The sequence below is a fragment of the Thauera linaloolentis 47Lol = DSM 12138 genome (genome assembly GCF_000310205.1).
GTDB classification, from domain to species: domain Bacteria; phylum Pseudomonadota; class Gammaproteobacteria; order Burkholderiales; family Rhodocyclaceae; genus Thauera; species Thauera linaloolentis.
The window spans coordinates 25,358-42,878 of record NZ_AMXE01000019.1 but is presented as its reverse complement, the minus strand read 5'-3'; the positions used below and the strand labels follow the sequence as shown (position 1 = coordinate 42,878).

General features: G+C 66.1%; 14 protein-coding genes. 8 read left to right on the top strand and 6 right to left on the bottom strand.

Annotation, left to right across the window (positions count from 1 at the left end; translation table 11 throughout):
- The first annotated feature begins 10 nt into the window (after positions 1 to 10).
- Entirely contained in the window at positions 11 to 931 is a 921-nt protein-coding gene (locus C666_RS07525; protein ID WP_028792380.1) for a hydrogen peroxide-inducible genes activator, read from the top strand.
- 139 nt (positions 932 to 1,070) lie between these two features.
- Here the strand turns inward: C666_RS07525 and C666_RS07520 are convergent, their stop codons facing one another.
- The 4 genes from C666_RS07520 to C666_RS07505 all read right to left on the bottom strand — a co-directional run bounded on the left by C666_RS07520 (position 1,071) and on the right by C666_RS07505 (position 6,542).
- Entirely contained in the window at positions 1,071 to 3,647 is a 2,577-nt protein-coding gene (locus C666_RS07520) for a DNA topoisomerase III (protein ID WP_004336217.1), read from the bottom strand.
- A 115-nt stretch (positions 3,648 to 3,762) separates the two neighbouring features.
- A complete protein-coding gene (locus tag C666_RS07515) occupies positions 3,763 to 4,233 on the bottom strand; it encodes a Smg family protein (protein ID WP_004336215.1) in 471 nt (156 codons plus the stop codon).
- A 103-nt stretch (positions 4,234 to 4,336) separates the two neighbouring features.
- A complete protein-coding gene (gene dprA / locus C666_RS07510; protein WP_004336214.1) occupies positions 4,337 to 5,497 on the bottom strand; it encodes a DNA-processing protein DprA in 1,161 nt (386 codons plus the stop codon).
- Between the two features lie 16 nt (positions 5,498 to 5,513).
- Positions 5,514 to 6,542 carry a LysM peptidoglycan-binding domain-containing protein gene (locus tag C666_RS07505; RefSeq protein WP_004336213.1) on the bottom strand — a complete coding sequence of 343 codons (1,029 nt, stop codon included), beginning with the start codon at positions 6,540 to 6,542 and terminating at the stop codon, positions 5,514 to 5,516.
- A gap of 195 nt (positions 6,543 to 6,737) precedes the next feature.
- On the opposite strand from C666_RS07505, the gene def reads away from it, so the two are divergent.
- From def to C666_RS07475, 6 genes are all read left to right on the top strand, one after another.
- Entirely contained in the window at positions 6,738 to 7,241 is a 504-nt protein-coding gene (def, locus tag C666_RS07500; RefSeq protein ID WP_004336212.1) for a peptide deformylase, read from the top strand.
- Positions 7,238 to 8,191, top strand: coding sequence for a methionyl-tRNA formyltransferase (fmt, locus tag C666_RS07495; RefSeq protein WP_004336211.1), 954 nt, complete (start codon positions 7,238 to 7,240; stop codon positions 8,189 to 8,191). Before def ends, fmt begins: the two co-directional genes overlap by 4 nt.
- Positions 8,192 to 8,250: 59 nt before the next feature.
- A complete protein-coding gene (htpX, locus tag C666_RS07490; RefSeq protein ID WP_004336210.1) occupies positions 8,251 to 9,096 on the top strand; it encodes a zinc metalloprotease HtpX in 846 nt (281 codons plus the stop codon).
- A gap of 213 nt (positions 9,097 to 9,309) precedes the next feature.
- Positions 9,310 to 9,810, top strand: a complete 501-nt coding sequence (locus tag C666_RS07485; RefSeq protein WP_004336209.1) for a sigma-70 family RNA polymerase sigma factor — start codon at positions 9,310 to 9,312, stop codon at positions 9,808 to 9,810.
- Positions 9,811 to 9,912: 102 nt separating this feature from the next.
- A complete protein-coding gene (locus tag C666_RS07480) occupies positions 9,913 to 10,881 on the top strand; it encodes a FecR domain-containing protein (RefSeq protein WP_038001183.1) in 969 nt (322 codons plus the stop codon).
- Between the two features lie 193 nt (positions 10,882 to 11,074).
- Positions 11,075 to 13,546, top strand: coding sequence for a TonB-dependent siderophore receptor (locus tag C666_RS07475; protein WP_004336207.1), 2,472 nt, complete (start codon positions 11,075 to 11,077; stop codon positions 13,544 to 13,546).
- Positions 13,547 to 13,878: 332 nt separating this feature from the next.
- On the opposite strand, the gene C666_RS07470 is transcribed toward C666_RS07475, so the two are convergent.
- Together C666_RS07470 and C666_RS07465 are read right to left on the bottom strand one after the other, a co-directional pair.
- Entirely contained in the window at positions 13,879 to 14,310 is a 432-nt protein-coding gene (locus C666_RS07470) for a thioesterase family protein (RefSeq protein ID WP_004336205.1), read from the bottom strand.
- Positions 14,310 to 15,068, bottom strand: coding sequence for a class I SAM-dependent methyltransferase (locus C666_RS07465; RefSeq protein ID WP_004336203.1), 759 nt, complete (start codon positions 15,066 to 15,068; stop codon positions 14,310 to 14,312). Before C666_RS07465 ends, C666_RS07470 begins: the two co-directional genes overlap by 1 nt.
- Positions 15,069 to 15,297: 229 nt before the next feature.
- On the opposite strand from C666_RS07465, the gene C666_RS07460 reads away from it, so the two are divergent.
- Entirely contained in the window at positions 15,298 to 17,502 is a 2,205-nt protein-coding gene (locus C666_RS07460; RefSeq protein WP_004336201.1) for an OsmC domain/YcaO domain-containing protein, read from the top strand.
- Positions 17,503 to 17,521 lie beyond the last annotated feature (19 nt).

The window sequence follows — 17,521 nt, the reverse complement described above, 5'->3', positions numbered from 1 at the left end:
GGAGCAGACCATGACGTTGACCGATCTGCGTTATCTCGTCGCGCTCGCCCATGAGCGCCATTTTGGCCGTGCCGCGGAAAAATGCCATGTTTCCCAGCCGACCTTGTCGGTAGCGGTGAAGAAGGTCGAGGAAGAGCTCGGCATCCAGCTCTTCGAGCGTAGTGCGACCGAGGTCAAGATCACCGAAACCGGCCGCCGCATCGTCACCCAGGCGGAAAAGGTATTGATGGAGGCCAGCCAGATCCAGGAGATCGCCGCCGCCGGCAAGGACCCGCTCGCCGGCCCTCTGCGCGTCGGCGTGATCTACACGATCGGCCCCTATCTGCTGCCGCGGCTGATACCGCGCGTGCATCGGCTGGCGCCGCGCATGCCGCTGATCATCCAGGAGAACTACACCGCCCGGCTCGCCGAGGCACTGAAGCGCGGGGAACTCGACGTCATCATCATCAGCCTGCCGTTCGAGGAGGCCGGTGTCGTCGCCCAGCCCGTCTATGACGAGCCTTTCCGCATCCTGATGCCGGCCGACCACGCATGGACGGGGGAGGCGGCGATCGACGCCCGCCACCTGGCCGAAGACCAGTTGTTGCTGCTCGGCGCCGGCAACTGCTTCCGCGACCAGGTCCTGGAAGTCTGCCCGAGCTGCCGCAACGTCGGCGGCCTGCAGCGCACGCTAGAAGGCAGCTCGCTGGAGACCATCCGCCACATGGTCGCCACCGGCCTGGGCGTGACCGTGTTGCCGAGTTCCGCCGCGGACGAGTGGTCGGGCCTGAATCCGCTCGTCGCGGTACGGCCTTTCGCCGAGCCCCAGCCGTCGCGCCGCGTCGCGCTGGCGTGGCGGGTGACCTATCCGCGCAGCGGTGCGATCGACGTGCTGCGCCGGGCCATCCTCGACAGCGAATTGCCCGGGGTCACGCCGGTCGGTCGGGTGTAAGGAGGCCCCCACGCTTGCTGCGTTGCAGCGGCGCTGTCCCCCGAGGGGGCGTTTTTTGCCTTGGGGCGGCCCGGCGGCAAAGAGTCCTTGCGCTTGTCGGGAGTGCCGGCTTTGGATGGCCGGCACGTGCCGCGGGTGTTTAGCCGGCCTTGCGCGGTGCGCGCTTCTTTGCGGGGGCCTCGGCCTTTGCGGGCGGAGCCTCGTCGCCGGCCTTGTCCTTGCCGGCTGCCGTCTTGGCGCCGGCCTTCGGCGTCTTGGCCTCGAATTCGAAGCCGACCTTGCCGTCCTTGCCGCGCACGAGGAAGGCCGAGAACTTGCGCCGCGTGCGGGCCGACACGAAGCCCTTCAGCAGCTCCGTCCGGCCTTCGGCCAGCAGCCTGGCCATCTGCCCGCGTTCGATCGGCTGCTGCAGGATGATCTTGCCGGAGCGGAAATCGCAGCTCTTGCCCGGGCCCACCGACTTCTCGCAGACGTAGGCCATGCCGTGCTCGAACACCCGGCTGGCGCACTTCGGGCAGGCGCCGACGCTCTCCTGGGCGGAGAAATCGACCGCCTCGGCTTCCTCGCCTTCCTTGGGCTGGCCGAAGTCGAAGGCGGGCTGCTTGTCTTCGTTGAGCACGATGTCGGCGTTGAACAGGCGCCCCATCTTGTTGCGGAAACCCAGCAGCGGGCCGACCTTGCCGTCGCGCAGCAGGGCTTCGATCTCGTCGTACTCGAACTGGCGGCCGGCGACGATCTTCCAGGTGCTCCAGTCACAGCTCTGGCAGGCGAACTTCTTGTAGTTTTCCTTCACCACGCCGCCGCACTTCGGGCACCGCGTCTTCAGCGTGGCGAAGTCGCCCGGCACGGTGTCCGATTCATAGCGCTTGGCGCGCTCGACCACTTCGCGCGCCATGCCGGCGATTTCCTGCATGAAGGCTTCGCGGCTCAGTTCGCCGCGCTCCATGCGCGACAGCTTGTATTCCCAGCCGCCGGTCAGCTCCGGCGAGGTCAGCGCGGTCACGCCCAGGCCCTTCAGCAGCGTGATCAGCGAGAAGGCCTTGGCGCTGGGGATCAGCTCGCGGCCTTCACGGTGGATGTACTGCTCGGTGATCAGGCCTTCGATGATCTGCGCGCGCGTGGCCGGCGTGCCGAGTCCGCGTTCGGCCATCGCCGCGCGCAGTTCCTCGTCGTCCACCATCTTGCCCGCGCCTTCCATCGCCGACAGCAGCGTGGCTTCGTTGAAGCGCGCCGGCGGCTTGGTCTGCAGCGCCTTCAGCAGGATGGCTTCGGTCGCCACCGTCTCGCCCTGCTTCACCGGCACCAGTTGCGGGCCGCTGTCCTTGCCGTCCTTGCTGTCCTTGTCGTCGTTGGCGGCTTCCTTGCCGTATACCGCCAGCCAGCCCGGATTGACCAGCACCTTGCCCTCGGTCTTGAAGGCTTCGCCTTCGACGCGGGTGATGCGGGTGGTGATCTGGTATTCGGCGGCGGGGTAGAACACCGCGAGGAAGCGCTTGGTGACCAGGTCGTAGATCTTGTGCTCGGCTTCGGACAGGCTCTTCGGCAGCGTGCCGGTCGGGATGATGGCGAAGTGGTCCGAGATCTTGGCGTTGTTGAAGATGCGTTTGTTCGGCTTCACCCAGCCCTGTCTGACGATCTCGCCGGCGAAGGGGGCGTACTGCTCGGGCAGGTTGCGCATCACTTCGCCGACCGTGCCGAGGTAGTCCTCGGGCAGCGCGCGCGCGTCGGTCCGCGGGTAGGTCAGCACCTTGTGCTTTTCGTACAGCGCCTGCGCCAGTTGCAGCGTGACGCGGGCGGAGAAGCCGAAGCGGCCGTTGGCTTCGCGCTGCAGGCTGGTGAGGTCGAACAGCAGCGGCGACAGTTGCGTGGAAGGCTTGGCTTCCTCGGTGACCACGCCGGGCCTGCCGTCACACTTGGCGCGGATGGCCTCGGCCCGGGCCTTGTCCCACAGGCGGTAGGCGGTGGAGTGCTCGTCACCTTCCGGTTTCTTGAACTTCTCGTCGAACCAGCGTCCGGCGTAGTGCCCGGCGGCGGCGGCGAAGTCGGCTTCGAGCTCCCAGTAGTCGCGCGGCTTGAACTTGCGGATCTTCTCCTCGCGCTCCACCACCAATGCCAGCGTCGGTGTCTGCACGCGGCCGACCGTGGTCAGATGGAAGCCGCCCGTCTTGGAGTTGAACGCCGTCATCGCCCGCGTGCCGTTGATGCCGATCAGCCAATCGGATTCGGCGCGGCAGATGGCGGCGTTGCGCAGGCCTTCGACGTCCTGCGCGGCGCGCAGGTGGGCGAAGCCGTCGCGGATCGCCTGCGAGGTCATCGACTGCAGCCACAGGCGCTGCATCGGCTTCTTCGTGCCCGCGTGCTGGGCGATGAAGTTGAAGATCAGCTCGCCCTCGCGGCCCGCGTCGCAGGCGTTGATCAGGCCGGTGACGTCCTTGCGCTTGATCAGCCGGGTCAGCAGCTTGAGGCGATCCTCGGTCTTCTCGATCGGCTTGACCGCGAAGTGCGGCGGGATCACCGGCAGGTGGGCAAAAGTCCATTTGCCGCGCTTGACCTCGAATTCCTCGGGCACGGCAAGCTCGAGAAGATGGCCGACGGCCGACGACAGCACGTAGTCGTCGGACTCGTAGTAGTCCTTCTCTTTGGTGAAGCCGCCCAGCGCACGGGCGATGTCCTGCGCGACGGAAGGCTTTTCCGCGATGATCAGTTGCTTGCTCATGCTCTCTGGCTATCGGGCGGGTCGGCGTGTGCCGGCCTCTTGGGGGGTCGGGAGGCTGAAGCCGCGGATGATAAAGAGCCCGCGCCGCGCCTTGCAAGCAGTCGTGCCGATTGGTCTAGTGCACCGTGGGGGTGTAGTCCCAGTCTTCGTCCTCGCTCAGCAGCTCGTCGACCATCAGTGTGTCGATGGGCTGCTCCTGCTGCCACAGCACCATCAGTACGATGACTTTCAGGCGGTTGAGCGTGATGTTGAAGTTCTCCAGCGCCATCGCGCGTTCGATGATCAGTTCGCGATGCACGCCTTCGAGCACGCCGGCGCTTTCCATCAAGGCCAGAAAGCCGCGGCACTCGGCATTCAGGTGGATCTGCTCGTCTTCGGTGTAGATGCGGGTCGAGCGGGCATCGGGCGCTCCGCCCGGATGGATCTCGCGCGCCACACGATGCAGCCCGGCCAGCCACTCCAGCGCTTCGGAGATTTCCTCTTGCTCGAAGCCGGCGGCGGACAGCTTGCGCGCGAGCAGGTCGGACTCCGGACAGGCGTCGGCGTGGATGTAGCTTTCGTAGAGATAAACGAGGATGTCGAACAAAACGGCCTCTCAGGGGAACAGCGACGGGAACGGTGTAAATGCGCCCGACCAGACGCTGCCGACAGCGGCGATCGTGGATGAGGAAAGGCGGGGCAATTCGGATTCAGGTCCGCTGGATGCGGCCGCCGGGCAGGCGGGCGACATGCCCGTCCAGTTCCAACGGCAGCAGGATGGCGTACAGGGCGTCCACCGTCAAGCCGCAGCGCGGGGCGAGCGTGTCGAGGTCGACGGGGTCGTGGCCGATCGCCCGCAGCACCCGGGCGGCATCGTCATCTAGCGTATCCAGCGCCAGGTGGGCCTGCGCCGCCGGGGGCGGACTGTCCGCCCGGGGGCGCCGCGTCGAGCCGGCCGGCCTGGCGGCGGCGGGCAGTTGCATGCCGAGCCGTCCTCTCAGCTCTTCGACCACGTCCTCGGCGGTTTCCACCAGCTTGGCGCCGTCGCGGATCAGGCGGTGGCAGCCGCGCGAAAGCGGCGAGTGGATCGAGCCCGGGATCGCGAACACCTCGCGCCCGGTTTCGGCCGCGAGCCGCGCGGTGATCAGCGAGCCGCTGTTGAGCGCCGCCTCGACCACCAGCACGCCCTGCGCCAGGCCGGCGATGATGCGGTTGCGGCGCGGGAAGTTGTGCTGCAGCGGGGGCGTGCCGAGCGGAAACTCGCTGACGATGGCGCCGCGTGCGGCAATCTCCCGCGCCAGTGCCGCATTGCGGGCGGGGTAGATGCGGTCGATGCCGGTACCCACGACCGCCACCGTGCCGGCGGCTTGCCGGCCCGCCGCCAGCGCGCCGGCGTGGGCGGCGGCGTCGATGCCCGAAGCCAGGCCGCTGACGATGGCGAAGCCCTGCGCGGCCAGATGGCGGGCGAAGGCTTCGGCGTTGGATTCGCCCTGAGGCGTGGCGCTGCGGGCGCCGACGATGGCGAGCGCGGGGCGCTGGAGCAAGGCCGGATCGCCCTTGACGTAGAGCACGACGGGCGGGTCGGCGATGTCGAGCAGGGGGCGCGGATAGGCCTCGTCGGCCAGGGTCAGGATGTGGCTGCCTGCCTCGTCCGCCCACGCCAGCGCGCGTTCGATCCAGTCCTGCCGGGGGGCGGCCAGCAAGGCGTCGGCCGCTGCGCCGCCGACCACGCCCGCGATGGCGTTGCGGCCCGCGGCAAAGATGTGCCGCGGCAGGCCGAAGGCGGCGAGCAGGCTGCGCTGCCGGTCGGCGCCCAGCCCGGGCGTGGCGGCCAGCCGCAGCCAGTCGATGAGCTCGTTGCCGTCGGTCAACTGCGCGGGCCGTGGATCAGGGCTTGCGGACGGCGTCGCCGACCGTCACCGGCCCGTCGGTTTCCATCACCAGGGCGTAGGACACGCGCTCGAAGACGCGGAACACGAACACCAGGCCGTAGCGTTTCTCCGGCAGGTTGAAGGTTTCCTTGCCCTCGCTGCCGCGATAGACGGCGGTGCCGCGGTTGCGGAACAGGCTCAGCACGTGGCCTGCCTCCAGACCTTCGCGCCCGCCCGCGTTGAGGGCGACGACGTGCAGGCGGCCGGTTTCGCTGACACCGCGGTAGATCGACACGACGCGGCCCTCGACTTCGTGTTCGGGCGCGTGCGGCACGTATGCGAACACGCTCGGCGGCTCGCTCGGCAGCATCAGGTCGCCCGTGCCGATTTCCTCGACCGCCGACAGGATCTCGAGGGTCGCCAGCTCGCCGCGCTCGATGACGCGGGCGGTGCCCAGGTAGTCGGCCTCGTAGCCGATGATTTCGCCCTTCAGCGGGTCCTTCAGCGGGCGCGCCGGGCGCATGATCTGCCAGACTTCGGTGCCGGCATCGACGTTCTTGGCGAACACGGTGTCGCCGGCGCCGGTCATCACGCGGCTGGTCTCGGTGGCGACGATGGTCGCCGCACCTTCCAGATTGGCCTGGTCGACGACCAGCGGCTTGTTCAGGAAAGGCTCGATGATGTGCACCGGAATGCTGGGCACCGCGCTTTCGAGGGCCTCGGTATGGACCTGCGGCTGCAGCTTGTCGCTGCCGCCGATGCGGCGGCCGATGGTGAGCCACGGCCCGCTGCGGTCGAGCATCACGACCTGGCCGGGGTAGATCAGGTGCGGGTTGCGGATCTGGTCGCGGTTCAGGCGCCAGACTTCGGGCCAGCGCCAGGGTTCGCGCAGGAAGCGGCCCGAGATGTCCCACAGCGTGTCGCCCTTGACCACGGTATAGGTATCGGGCGCGTCGTCGGCGAGCCGGATGCCGGACTGGGCGATCGAGGCGCCGCTGAACAGGGCCGCGATGCCGACGAGGAGAGGGAATATAATTCGGATCATTGATCGCTTCCGGTTGTGGTGGGACGCGCCGATCGAATTCCGGAACGCCCTCGGCCAGGCAGGGTCGAATCCGCGACGGGTGAGTGTCGTGCGGAAACGCCCGCGCGACTGCCCCCGGATCCTGGCGCATTACACACGCATATGTGTGAAATCGCTTGAAATTCTGCACTTAAAGGTTTATTGCGGCAAGCATTCATGGCTCTACTACCCATTCTCCGCTACCCCGATCCCCGACTCCACACCATCGCCCAGCCGGTGGGATCGGTCGATGACGAAATCCGCCAACTGGTCGCCGACATGGCCGAAACCATGTACGAGGCGCCCGGCGTCGGCCTTGCTGCCACCCAGGTCAATGTCCACAAGCGCGTCGTCGTCATCGACGTGTCCGAGGACAAGACCGGGCTGATGGCGCTCATCAACCCCGAGATCCTCGAACGCTCCGGCGAGCAGGAGTGCGAGGAAGGCTGCCTGTCGGTACCTGGAATCTACGAGAAGGTGACGCGTGCCGAGCGTGTGAAGGTTCGCGCCCTGAACGAAAAAGGCGAATCGCGCGAGATCGAGGCCGAAGGGTTGCTCGCGGTCTGCATCCAGCATGAGATCGATCACCTGGACGGCAAGGTGTTCGTCGAATACCTGTCTTCGCTCAAGCTCAGCCGCATCAAGAGCAAGCTGGCCAAGAAGGCCCGCATCACCGCATGACGGCCGCCCCGCTCCGCGTGGCGTTCGCCGGAACGCCCGAATTCGCCGCCTGTGCGCTCGATGCCATCCTGGCCGCCGGCCATCAGGTGCCGCTGGTGCTGACCCAGCCCGACCGGCCCGCCGGCCGCGGCATGAAACTCACCCCCAGCCCCGTCAAGCAGCTTGCGCTGGGGCGCGGCATCGAGGTCGACCAGCCCGAAAAGCTGCGTACCGACGCGCAGCGCGCGCGCCTCGTGGCCTGTGCGCCCGACGTGCTGGTGGTGGCCGCCTACGGGCTGATCCTGCCCCGCGCGGTGCTCGACCTGCCGCGGCTGGGCTGTATCAACATCCACGCCTCGCTGTTGCCGCGCTGGCGCGGCGCGGCGCCGATCCACCGCGCCATCGAAGCCGGTGACGCCGAAACCGGCATCACCATCATGCAGATGGACGAAGGGCTCGACACCGGCGCGATGCTGCTCAAGCGCAGCCTGCCGATCCTGCCCCGCGACACCACTGCCACCCTGCACGATCGCCTGGCCGTGCTGGGCGGCGAATGCATCGCCGCCGCGCTGGCCGCGCCGGACGATCTCGTCCCCGTACCGCAACCTGCCGAAGGCGCCAGCTACGCAGCCAAGATCGGCCGCGCCGAAGCCGCCGCCGACTGGAACCGCCCGGCGGCCGAACTCGAACGCGCGATGCGCGCCTTCGACCCCTTCCCCGGCCTGGCGTCCTCGCTGCGCGGCACGGTGGTCAAGTTCTGGTCGGCGGAAGCCGTCGATGCCGAAGGCGAGCCCGGCAGCGTGCTCGCTGCGGACGGCACCGGCATCGTCGTCGCCTGCGGCCGGGGCGCGCTGCGTTGCACGGTGTTACAGCGCCCGGGCAGCCGGCGCCTACCCGCGGGGGAATTCCTGCGTGGCTTCGCGGTCTCTGTCGGCGAATGCTTCGCGTCCGGCGAAGCCGGTCCGGCTTGATGTCGGGCGCGTCCGCCCCCATCTGCCGCATCAAACAGATTCTTTAGGAAGGAACCGCAATGTTCGGAAACTGGATCAAGACCTCCATCCTGATGGCCGGCATCGTCGCGCTGTTCGGCGCGATGGGTGCAGCCATCGGCGGCCAGCAGGGCATGCTGATCGCGCTCGTCGTCGGCGGCGCGATGAATTTCTGGGCCTACTGGTTCTCCGACAAGGCTGTGCTCAAGATGTACAACGCGCGCCAGGTCGATGCCAGCACCTCGCCCTACCTGTACAACATGGTGCGCGATCTGGCGCAGCGCGCCGAACTGCCGATGCCCAAGGTCTACATCATCGATGAAGACCAGCCCAACGCCTTCGCCACCGGCCGCAACCCGGAAAACGCCGCCGTGGCGGCAACCAGCGGCATCATGCGCATGCTGTCCGAGCGCGAGCTGCGCGGCGTCATGGCGCACGAACTGGCCCACGTCAAGAACCGCGACATCCTGATCTCGACGATTTCGGCGACCGTGGCCGGTGCGATCTCGATGCTGGCCAACTTCGGCATGTTCTTCAGCGGACGCGACGGCGAGAACCGCCCCAACCCGATCGTGTCGATCGCCATGATGATCCTTGCGCCGCTGGCCGGCATGGTCATCCAGATGGCGATCAGCCGCACGCGCGAATTCGGCGCCGACCGTGGCGGCGCCGAGATCTCCGGCGACCCCGAGGCGCTTGCCAGCGCGCTGGGCAAGATCGACGCCTACGCCCGCGGCATCCCGATGCACACCGCCGAGCAGCACCCCGAAACGGCACAGATGATGATCATGAATCCGCTCTCCGGCGGCGGCCTGCGCGGCCTGTTCTCGACCCACCCCTCGACCCAGGAACGCATCGCCCGCCTGCGCGAGATGATCCAGCGCTGAGCCACCGGCATCCCGGCAGCGCTTCCGCCAGCCGCCCCGCCCCGCCCCGCCGCCCGTACCGGGCCGCGGGGCGGCGTCTTTTCGGCGGCGGCACCTGCCGCGTGCCGATTTGACGCAACGCGGCAAATCCACAAAAATGGGAACGATTCGCAATAAGCAGCGCGGGCCGCCCATTTCCGTACCGGCCGGCGGCGCTTTCCCCCGGAGACTTGCGTGCGCAGCGCAGCGACACCCGAATCGATTTCCACGCTCTACCAGAACCACCACGGCTGGCTGTTCGCCTGGCTGCGGCGCAAGACCGGCTGCTCGCAGCAGGCCGCCGATCTCGCCCAGGACACCTTCCTGCGCCTGCTGAGCACGCGCGAGCAGGAAGCCTTCCGCGTGCCGCGCGCCTATCTGCGCACCGTCGCCCACGGCCTGATGGTCGACCAGATCCGCCGCCGCGCGCTGGAGCAAGCCTATCTCGAAGCCCTGGCCCTGCAACCCGAGCCCCTGGCCCCCTCGCCCGAAGAGCGCCTGCTCGTCATCGAAGCGCTGCTGCGCATCGACAGCCTGCTCGCCGCCCTGCCCGACAAGACCCGCAGCGTGTTCCTGCTCTCGCAGATCGACGGCCTCGCCTATGCGGACATCGGCGAGCGCCTGGGCCTCTCCCTGCGCACCGTCAAGCGCCACATGCACACCGCCTTCGCCCAATGCCTGCGGGCGCTGATGTAAACCGGCCATGAGCGCCGTCGCCCGGCCGCCCGAAGGCGGCGCTCTCCTCCCATGGGGAGGTGGTCGCATCAGCGACCGGAGGGTCGTCCAGTGAACGCGGACATGCTTCCCGCCAACGACGTGGCGGACCAGGCCGCCGGCTGGCTGGTGCGCCTGCACGCCGGCGAACTGGACGACGCCGGCCGCCAGGCGCTGGCCGCCTGGCGCGCCCAGCATCCCGATCACGAACGCGCCTGGCAGGCCGCCGAAACCTTGGCCGGCACCCTGGGCGCCATCCCCGCCGGCATCGGCACCCAGGCCTTGCGGCGTAGCCGCCAGGCCCAGCGCCGCCGTGCCGCCAAAACCATCGCGCTGCTGCTCGCCGCGCCCGCCGCCGGCTGGCTGGGCTGGCGCCAGTGGGGCGCGGAGTTCGCCGCCGAACTCGTCGCCGACCACCGCACCGCCACCGGCCAGCGCAGCGAAATCCAGCTTGCCGACGGCAGCCTGCTCCACCTCAACACCGCCAGCGCCGCCGACGTGCGCTTCGACGCCGCCCAGCGCCGCATCGTGCTGCAAGCCGGCGAAATCCTCATCCACACCGCCCCGGACAGCATCCGGCCGCCCCGCCCGTTCGTGGTCCAGACCGAGCACGGCACCATACGCGCGCTGGGCACCCGCTTCATCGTCCAGCGCGAAAGCGGCCGGCAGACGCGGGTCAGCGTGCTCGAACACGCCGTGGAAATCCGCCCCGCCCTGGGCAACGCCGCGCGGCGGCTGGATGCCGGCCAGAGCGTGCGCTTCTCCGCCCATGCCGTGGGCCCCATCCAGCCCGCTCCGGCCGGCGGCGATGCCTGGCGCCAGGGCAACCTGATCGCCGACAAGCAGCGCCTGGAAGACTTCCTCGCCGAACTCTCCCGCCACCGCCCCGGCATCCTGCGCTGCGCGCCCGAAGTGGCCGACCTGCGCATCTCCGGGGTCTTCCAGCTCGACGACACCGACCGCATCCTCGCCATCCTGCAGGAAGACCTGCCCATCAGCGTGCGCCGGCGCACGCGCTACTGGGTGAATGTGCACCCCAGGGAAGCCGGCTGAAACCTCTTTTCGCGGCCCGACTGAACGGGCCGTCCAAAACTCCCACGCTCATCCGCTGCGCGGACTCGCTGCCCCCCAAAGGGGTGCTTCTTGCCTTCGGGCGGTCCGGCGACAAGAAAAATGGCCCCTTTTTCCGCTTCGTTCGACAAGTCAGGGAAACACCTCCATGAACTGACTTTCGAAAGGAGTCCCCGTGCACACCCCGCCGCGTTTCCCCCATCCGCTTTCCAGCCAGGCCCTTCGCCTGCGCCCGCTTGCCGCCCACCTGTGCACTGCCCTGCTGGGCCTCGCCTGCGCCGCCCTCCTGCCGGTTGTTCCGGCCGATGCCGCCGAGCCGGCCGCAGCGGCCAGCGGCGCGCAACGCTACACTCTGCCTGCCGGCCCGCTGAACCGGACGCTGTACGACTTCGCCGCGCAGGCCGGCATCACGCTGACCTTCGACGCCGCGCTTACCGACGGCCTGCGATCCAGCGGCCTCGACGGCAGCTACAGCCCGGAAACCGGCCTGAACAGGCTGCTCGCCGGCAGCGGGCTGGAAGCGGTGCACGGTGAGAATGGCGGCTACCGGCTGCGCCGGCTGCCGGCGGCAAGCTGGGGCGAGGCGCGGCTTGCAGCGGTGATGGTGACTGCTGCAGCCGAGCGCACCACCGCCACAGAAGGCACCGGCAGCTACACCCAGACCGGCCCCAGCACCATCGCCACCGGGCTGGGGCTGTCCGTGCGCGAGACGCCGCAGTCCGTCAGCGTCGTCACGCAGCAGCAGATGCTGGACCAGAACATGCAGTCGCTGGACGATGTTGCCCTCACTGCCGCTGGCATCACTTTTGAAAAGGTTGGCACCGAACGTTCCAACTACCAAGCACGCGGCTTTGCAGTCACCGACATGCAACTGGATGGCATGGCGGTCAGCGTCGCGGAAAATTTCTCGCTGGATGTGCTGTCCCTCAACAACCTCGCGATCTACGATCGCGTGGAGATTTTGCGCGGTTCCAACGGCCTTATGCAGGGTACCGGCAACCCATCGGGTTCCTTCAATTTGCTGCGCAAACGCCCCACGCGGGAATTCCAGCTCAAGGGCGAACTGGGTGCAGGCTCCTGGGCGGACTATCGCGCACAGATCGACGTATCCGGCCCGCTCAACGCGGCTGGCACGCTGCGAGGCCGTGCAGTTGCTTTTGCGAACAACGCTAACAGCTACAAGACGGGCTCCGGTAAGGACAACAGGTTGCTCTACGGAATCATCGAGGCCGACTTGGCGCCCGCGACCACGCTGACGCTGGGCGCGATAGCTCAGAAGGACGACCACAAGGGCTATGAATGGGGAGGTCTGGTCACGCGGGAAGATGGCTCGTTCTACGACCTGCCGCGCTCCACCTCGCTGGCCGGGCCATGGGCGCACCTCAACCGCCACAACACCACGGTGTTTGGCGACTTGGCACACCATTTCGACAATGGCTGGAAGATCACTGCTGCGGCGAATGCCGTGCGGGCCAAGGCGGATTACGTGGCTTCGTACCCCTCGCGCGTCTCGGGCGATCTATACAACCTGGTGGCGGTGGATGCGGACTACAAGGACAAGCAGTGGGCCGTCGATCTGAAGGCCAGCGGCCCGTTCACACTGTTCGGGCGGGAGCATGAACTGATGCTGGGGGCCAGCCACCGGCGCGATGACTTCCGCTACCCGGTCTATTCCGCGACCAGCAGTCCCACGGTCGACATCACCAATTTCGACTATTACGCTATCCCGGAGCCTACCTTCAACTACGCTGCGCCCAGCAACTACCATCATGAACGCAAGGAGACCGGCCTATCTTTCGCCACACGCCTGCGTGCAACCGACGCACTCAGTGTGATTCTGGGCACGCGCCTGAGCCGATCAGAATACACGGACATTGGCCCCTGGTCCAACGGTCACTACAAGCCGGGGAGCCAGATCATTCCATACGCAGGTCTGGTTTACGATTTGAGCAGTCAGCACACGCTCTACGCCAGCTATACGGACATCTACAGGATTCAGGGCTACTATGGCCCTGGCGGGCTGCTCGATCCCGTTCAAGGCAAGAACTACGAAGCTGGCCTCAAAAGTGACATTTTTGATGGGCGCCTGAGTACCGCGCTGGCCATCTTCCAGACCGATCAAGTCAATTTGCCGGAACGCTTGGACATCGGCCGTGTCTGCGGCGTCGCTGGAACCAGCACTTGCTATATCGAGGGCGGCAAGGTGCGCAACCGGGGCATCGAGATTGAGGCATCTGGCTCGCCCCTGCCGGGCTGGAACCTCAGCACTAGCTTCACCTACAGCGACCCCGAGTACATCGAAGGCAGCAACAGAGGCCAAGATTACAACACCATCGTGCCACGCCGCTTGTTCAAGGTAGCCACGGATTATCGGCTGCCCGGTGACCAGTGGCGTGTTGGCGGCGACATTCAGGCCCGCAGCGGCGCCTATAAGATTGGCAGCAACTACCACATCTCCCAGGGCGGCTACGCGCTGCTGAACCTGCATGCCAACTACCAGCACAACCGGAGTCTGAGCGTGCAATTGAACGTGCACAACGCGCTGGACAAACACTACTATGTGAACGTACCAAGCGATAACAACTTTGGTTATGCCTTCACAGGCACACCGCGCAGCTTTGCAGTGACTTTGCGCTACGAATATTGATTGCACCCACCTTCCAGGATGGGTTTTTTGCTTGACTCATCCTGCGGAGCTATGCATTCACGCTCTGGAAATTCAGCACTTAGCCGGGGCTTCTTAGGTTGGCGTAGAGCGAAGCGAAGCCAGACGCTCGCGATTGCCCTGTTTTCAATTCAAAGTTTCGTACTTCATTGTTCTACACCGGCTACTACGGTACACCGCGCAATGCGCAGTTGAACCTGAAGTACCAGTTCTGATCAGCACGGCCACGGTGCGGGCCGGCCGCGACATGGCCGGCCCGCGCGTTCGGCACATTCACCGGCCCCGCCCTGCGATGAAAGGCAAAATCCGCCCGGTCATGCCGCCTTCGCCGATTTATCCCGAAGCCGCTGCATGAACCGGGCGACGTCGATGATGGCTCGCCGGTGCGTTCCCTCGCCAATCAATCCGCCTTCGTCGCGGCAGGCGACCTTGAACAGCAAAGCCTTGCCTTCGATCTCGATGAGTTCGACCTCGGCCGTGACCTTCATGCCGACCGGCGTGGCCGCGACATGGCCGACGTCGACGTGGATGCCGACCGTATGCTGCCCGGACGACAGGAAGGGCCGCAGTCCCATGATGCAGGTTTGTTCGATGAAGGCGACCATCATGGCGGTGGCCAGCACCGGCGGCATGTCCTGGAAGCCGGGCCAGGATACATCGACTTCGGGCACGGTATGGCGCGGCTCGACCGTGAATTGTTCGCTGTGGCGGAGGCCCGCGGTGAGGATGGGAGGGTGGGAGGGCATCACAGTCTTCCAATGCGCATGTTGATGGGCCAGGCAATGGAACGCCTGGTGTTTTCGTCGCCCCAGGCCTGCGCGATTTCGCTTGCGAAGCGCAGTAGCACATCTTCCCGCCCGGCTTCTCTGGCGCAGCGGACCGCCGACCAGGTGGAGAGGTAGCCGAGAAACTCGGCCAGCCGCCATTCCAGCCGGATTTCCAGCGGCGGCGCGGCCAGCTCTTCGAAAGGGAAGTCGAGGGTCGCGTAGCCGCTATCCACCAGCTTGCGCTCCGGGGGCCAGTAGGGGCCGATTTCATCCTGGTAGAACGCCTGGAAGCGTTCGTCGAGGGCAGGCTCGAGACTGAGAACACCGTAACTGATCAGTGCCAGGATGCCGCCCGCAGCGCCGATCCGGCGAACCTCCCGGTAGAACGCGGGCAAGTCGAACCAGTGCGCAGCCTGGGCTGCCGTAATGAGACTTGCGCAGCCATCGGCGAGCGGAAGCCGTTCGGCGGGGGCGCACCGATAGGTGATGCGTTCGTCGGAGACGGTGTTTGCGATCTGGTCGGCGCTGGGGTCCAGGCCGACGACCGCGTTGAAATGAGGCGCGAGAAGCCGTGTGAGCTGCCCGTTGCCGCACCCGACGTCGACGGCCAACTGCCTGCCCGGCGCCGCCGAAGCGAGGAAGGCCGCAAGCCGGGGCGGATACTCGGGCCGGAAGCGCGCGTACGTTTGGCCACCCTGGTTGAACCAGTTCCGTGCCGGATTTGGGTCAGCCGCCATCAACGTGTTCTCCTGTGGATTGCCCGTCTGCGCGGGCGGTGATCAGGGCCGGAAGGCCGTGCCGCGTGCAAGACAGTGCAGCGCCTGTCGGGCGGCCAGCTTTGGCGATGGATCGTGATACGCTCGTCCATATTCAATTGTTTGCAGGTTCTTTGCACGCATATGCCCTGTCAGGATAAGGGTATTGCACGTCATCCTGGAACCTGCCGCGCCATTTCAGGACTCCCGCATGGAAATCAAGGTCAATTTTCTCGACAAGCTTCGCCTTGAAGCCAGGTTCGATGATTTCACGGTGGTGGCCGATCAGCCCATCCGCTACAAGGGCGATGGCTCGGCGCCCGGTCCGTTCGATTATTTTCTGGCTTCATCGGCGTTGTGCGCGGCTTACTTCGTCAAGCTGTACTGTGAAACGCGCAGCATCCCCACCGATAACATCCGCCTGTCGCAGAACAACATCGTCGATCCCGAAAACCGCTACAAGCAGACCTTCAAGATCCAGGTCGAATTGCCGGCCGATATTTCCGCCGCCGACCGGCAGGGCATCTTGCGCTCCATCGAGCGTTGCACGGTGAAAAGGGTGGTGCAGACCGGGCCCGAGTTCGTGATCGAGGAGGTGGAGAACCTGGATGCCGATGCACAGGCCTTGCTGACGCTGAATCCGGATTCCGGGGCAAGCACCTGCATCGCGGGAAAGGACCTGCCGCTGGAGCAGACCATCGCCAACATGTCGGGCGTTCTGGCGGGCCTGGGCATCAAGATCGAAATCGCGTCGTGGCGCAATCTCGTTCCCAACGTGTGGTCGCTGCACATCCGCGATGCGCATTCGCCGATGTGTTTCACCAATGGAAAGGGCGCGACCAAGGAAAGCGCATTGGCGTCGGCCCTGGGTGAATTTATCGAACGGATGAATTGCAATCATTTCTACAACGACCAATTCTGGGGGCAGGACATTGCCGGCGCGGCGTTCGTGCATTACCCCGATGAGCGCTGGTTCAGGCCTGGCCGTAAAGATGCGTTGCCGCCCGAAATACTCGATGAATACTGCCTGCGGATTTACGACCCCGATGGCGAGTTGCGCGGCTCGCATCTGTACGACACCAACTCCGGCAACGTGCAGCGCGGCATCTGTTCGCTGCCGTATGTGCGCCAGTCGGATGGCGAGGTGGTGTATTTCCCCTCCAACCTGATCGACAACCTGTTCCTCAGCAATGGCATGAGTGCCGGCAATACGCTGGCCGAAGCGCAGGTGCAATGCCTGTCGGAAATCTTCGAGCGGGCGGTAAAGCGTGAAATCCTGGAAGGGGAGATCGCGCTGCCCGACGTGCCGCGCGAGGTGCTGGCGAAATACCCCGGCATCCTGGCCGGCATCGACGAGCTGGAAAAGCAGGGCTTTCCCGTGCTGGTGAAGGATGCGTCGTTGGGCGGGGCGTTCCCCGTGATGTGCGTCACCTTGATGAACCCGCGCACCGGCGGCGTGTATGCCTCGTTCGGCGCGCATCCAAGCCTGGCGGTGGCGCTGGAGCGCAGCCTGACCGAGCTGCTGCAGGGGCGCAGTTTCGAAGGCCTGAACGACTTGCCCCGGCCCACCTTCGAAAGCAATGCCGTGACCGAGCCGAACAACTACGTCGAACACTTCATCGATTCCAGCGGCGTGGTGTCGTGGCGTTTCTTCAGTGCCAGGGCCGATTTCGATTTCGTCGAGTGGGATTTTTCCGGTCAGGGCGAAAACTCCAATGCCGAGGAGGCCGCCGCATTGTTCGGCATTCTCGAGGGCCTGGGCAAGGAAGTGTACATGGCGGTGTATGACCAGCTCGGCGCAACGGCCTGCCGCATCCTGGTGCCGGGCTATTCGGAAGTCTATCCGGTGGAAGACCTGATCTGGGACAACACCAACAAGGCACTGGCGTTCCGCGCCGATATCCTGAACCTGCACCGTCTCGACGCCGCCGGCCTGGAGGTGCTGCTCGAACGCCTGGAGGACAGCGAGCTCGACGATTACACCGACATCATCACGCTGATCGGCATCGAGTTCGACGAAAACACGGCCTGGGGCCAGTTGACGATTCTGGAGTTGAAGCTGCTGATCCATCTCGCCTTGCGGCAGTTCGACGCGGCGCACGAATGGGTGAAGGCTTTCCTGCAGTACAACGAGAACACGCTCGAACGCGGATTGTTCTACCAGGCCCTGGATGTGGTGTTGGAGGTGCTGCTGGACGACGGCCTCGAACTGGACGATTACGAGGCCAATTTCCGCCGCATGTTCGGCAATCCACGGATGGATGCGGTTCTGGGGTCGGTGGACGGCAGCGTGCGTTTCTTCGGCTTGACGCCGACGAGCATGGCGCTGGAAGGGCTCGACAGGCACCAGCGCCTGATCGACAGCTTCAAGAAACTGCACACGGCGCGGGCCAGGGTGGCGGCTTCACCCAGCTAGGCCGGGCGGCCGCGTTCCT

Excerpts from the sequence above, each read along its gene's own strand:
- C666_RS07460 (WP_004336201.1), top strand. The coding sequence starts at position 15,298 with ATGGAAATCAAGGTCAATTTTCTCGACAAGCTTCGCCTTGAAGCCAGG.
- C666_RS07470 (WP_004336205.1), bottom strand. The coding sequence starts at position 14,310 with ATGCCCTCCCACCCTCCCATCCTCACCGCGGGCCTCCGCCACAGCGAA.
- C666_RS07505 (WP_004336213.1), bottom strand. The coding sequence starts at position 6,542 with ATGATCCGAATTATATTCCCTCTCCTCGTCGGCATCGCGGCCCTGTTC.
- fmt (WP_004336211.1), top strand. The coding sequence starts at position 7,238 with ATGACGGCCGCCCCGCTCCGCGTGGCGTTCGCCGGAACGCCCGAATTC.
- C666_RS07525 (WP_028792380.1), top strand. The coding sequence starts at position 11 with ATGACGTTGACCGATCTGCGTTATCTCGTCGCGCTCGCCCATGAGCGC.
- C666_RS07465 (WP_004336203.1), bottom strand. The coding sequence starts at position 15,068 with ATGGCGGCTGACCCAAATCCGGCACGGAACTGGTTCAACCAGGGTGGC.
- def (WP_004336212.1), top strand. The coding sequence starts at position 6,738 with ATGGCTCTACTACCCATTCTCCGCTACCCCGATCCCCGACTCCACACC.
- C666_RS07520 (WP_004336217.1), bottom strand. The coding sequence starts at position 3,647 with ATGAGCAAGCAACTGATCATCGCGGAAAAGCCTTCCGTCGCGCAGGAC.
- C666_RS07480 (WP_038001183.1), top strand. The coding sequence starts at position 9,913 with ATGCTTCCCGCCAACGACGTGGCGGACCAGGCCGCCGGCTGGCTGGTG.
- htpX (WP_004336210.1), top strand. The coding sequence starts at position 8,251 with ATGTTCGGAAACTGGATCAAGACCTCCATCCTGATGGCCGGCATCGTC.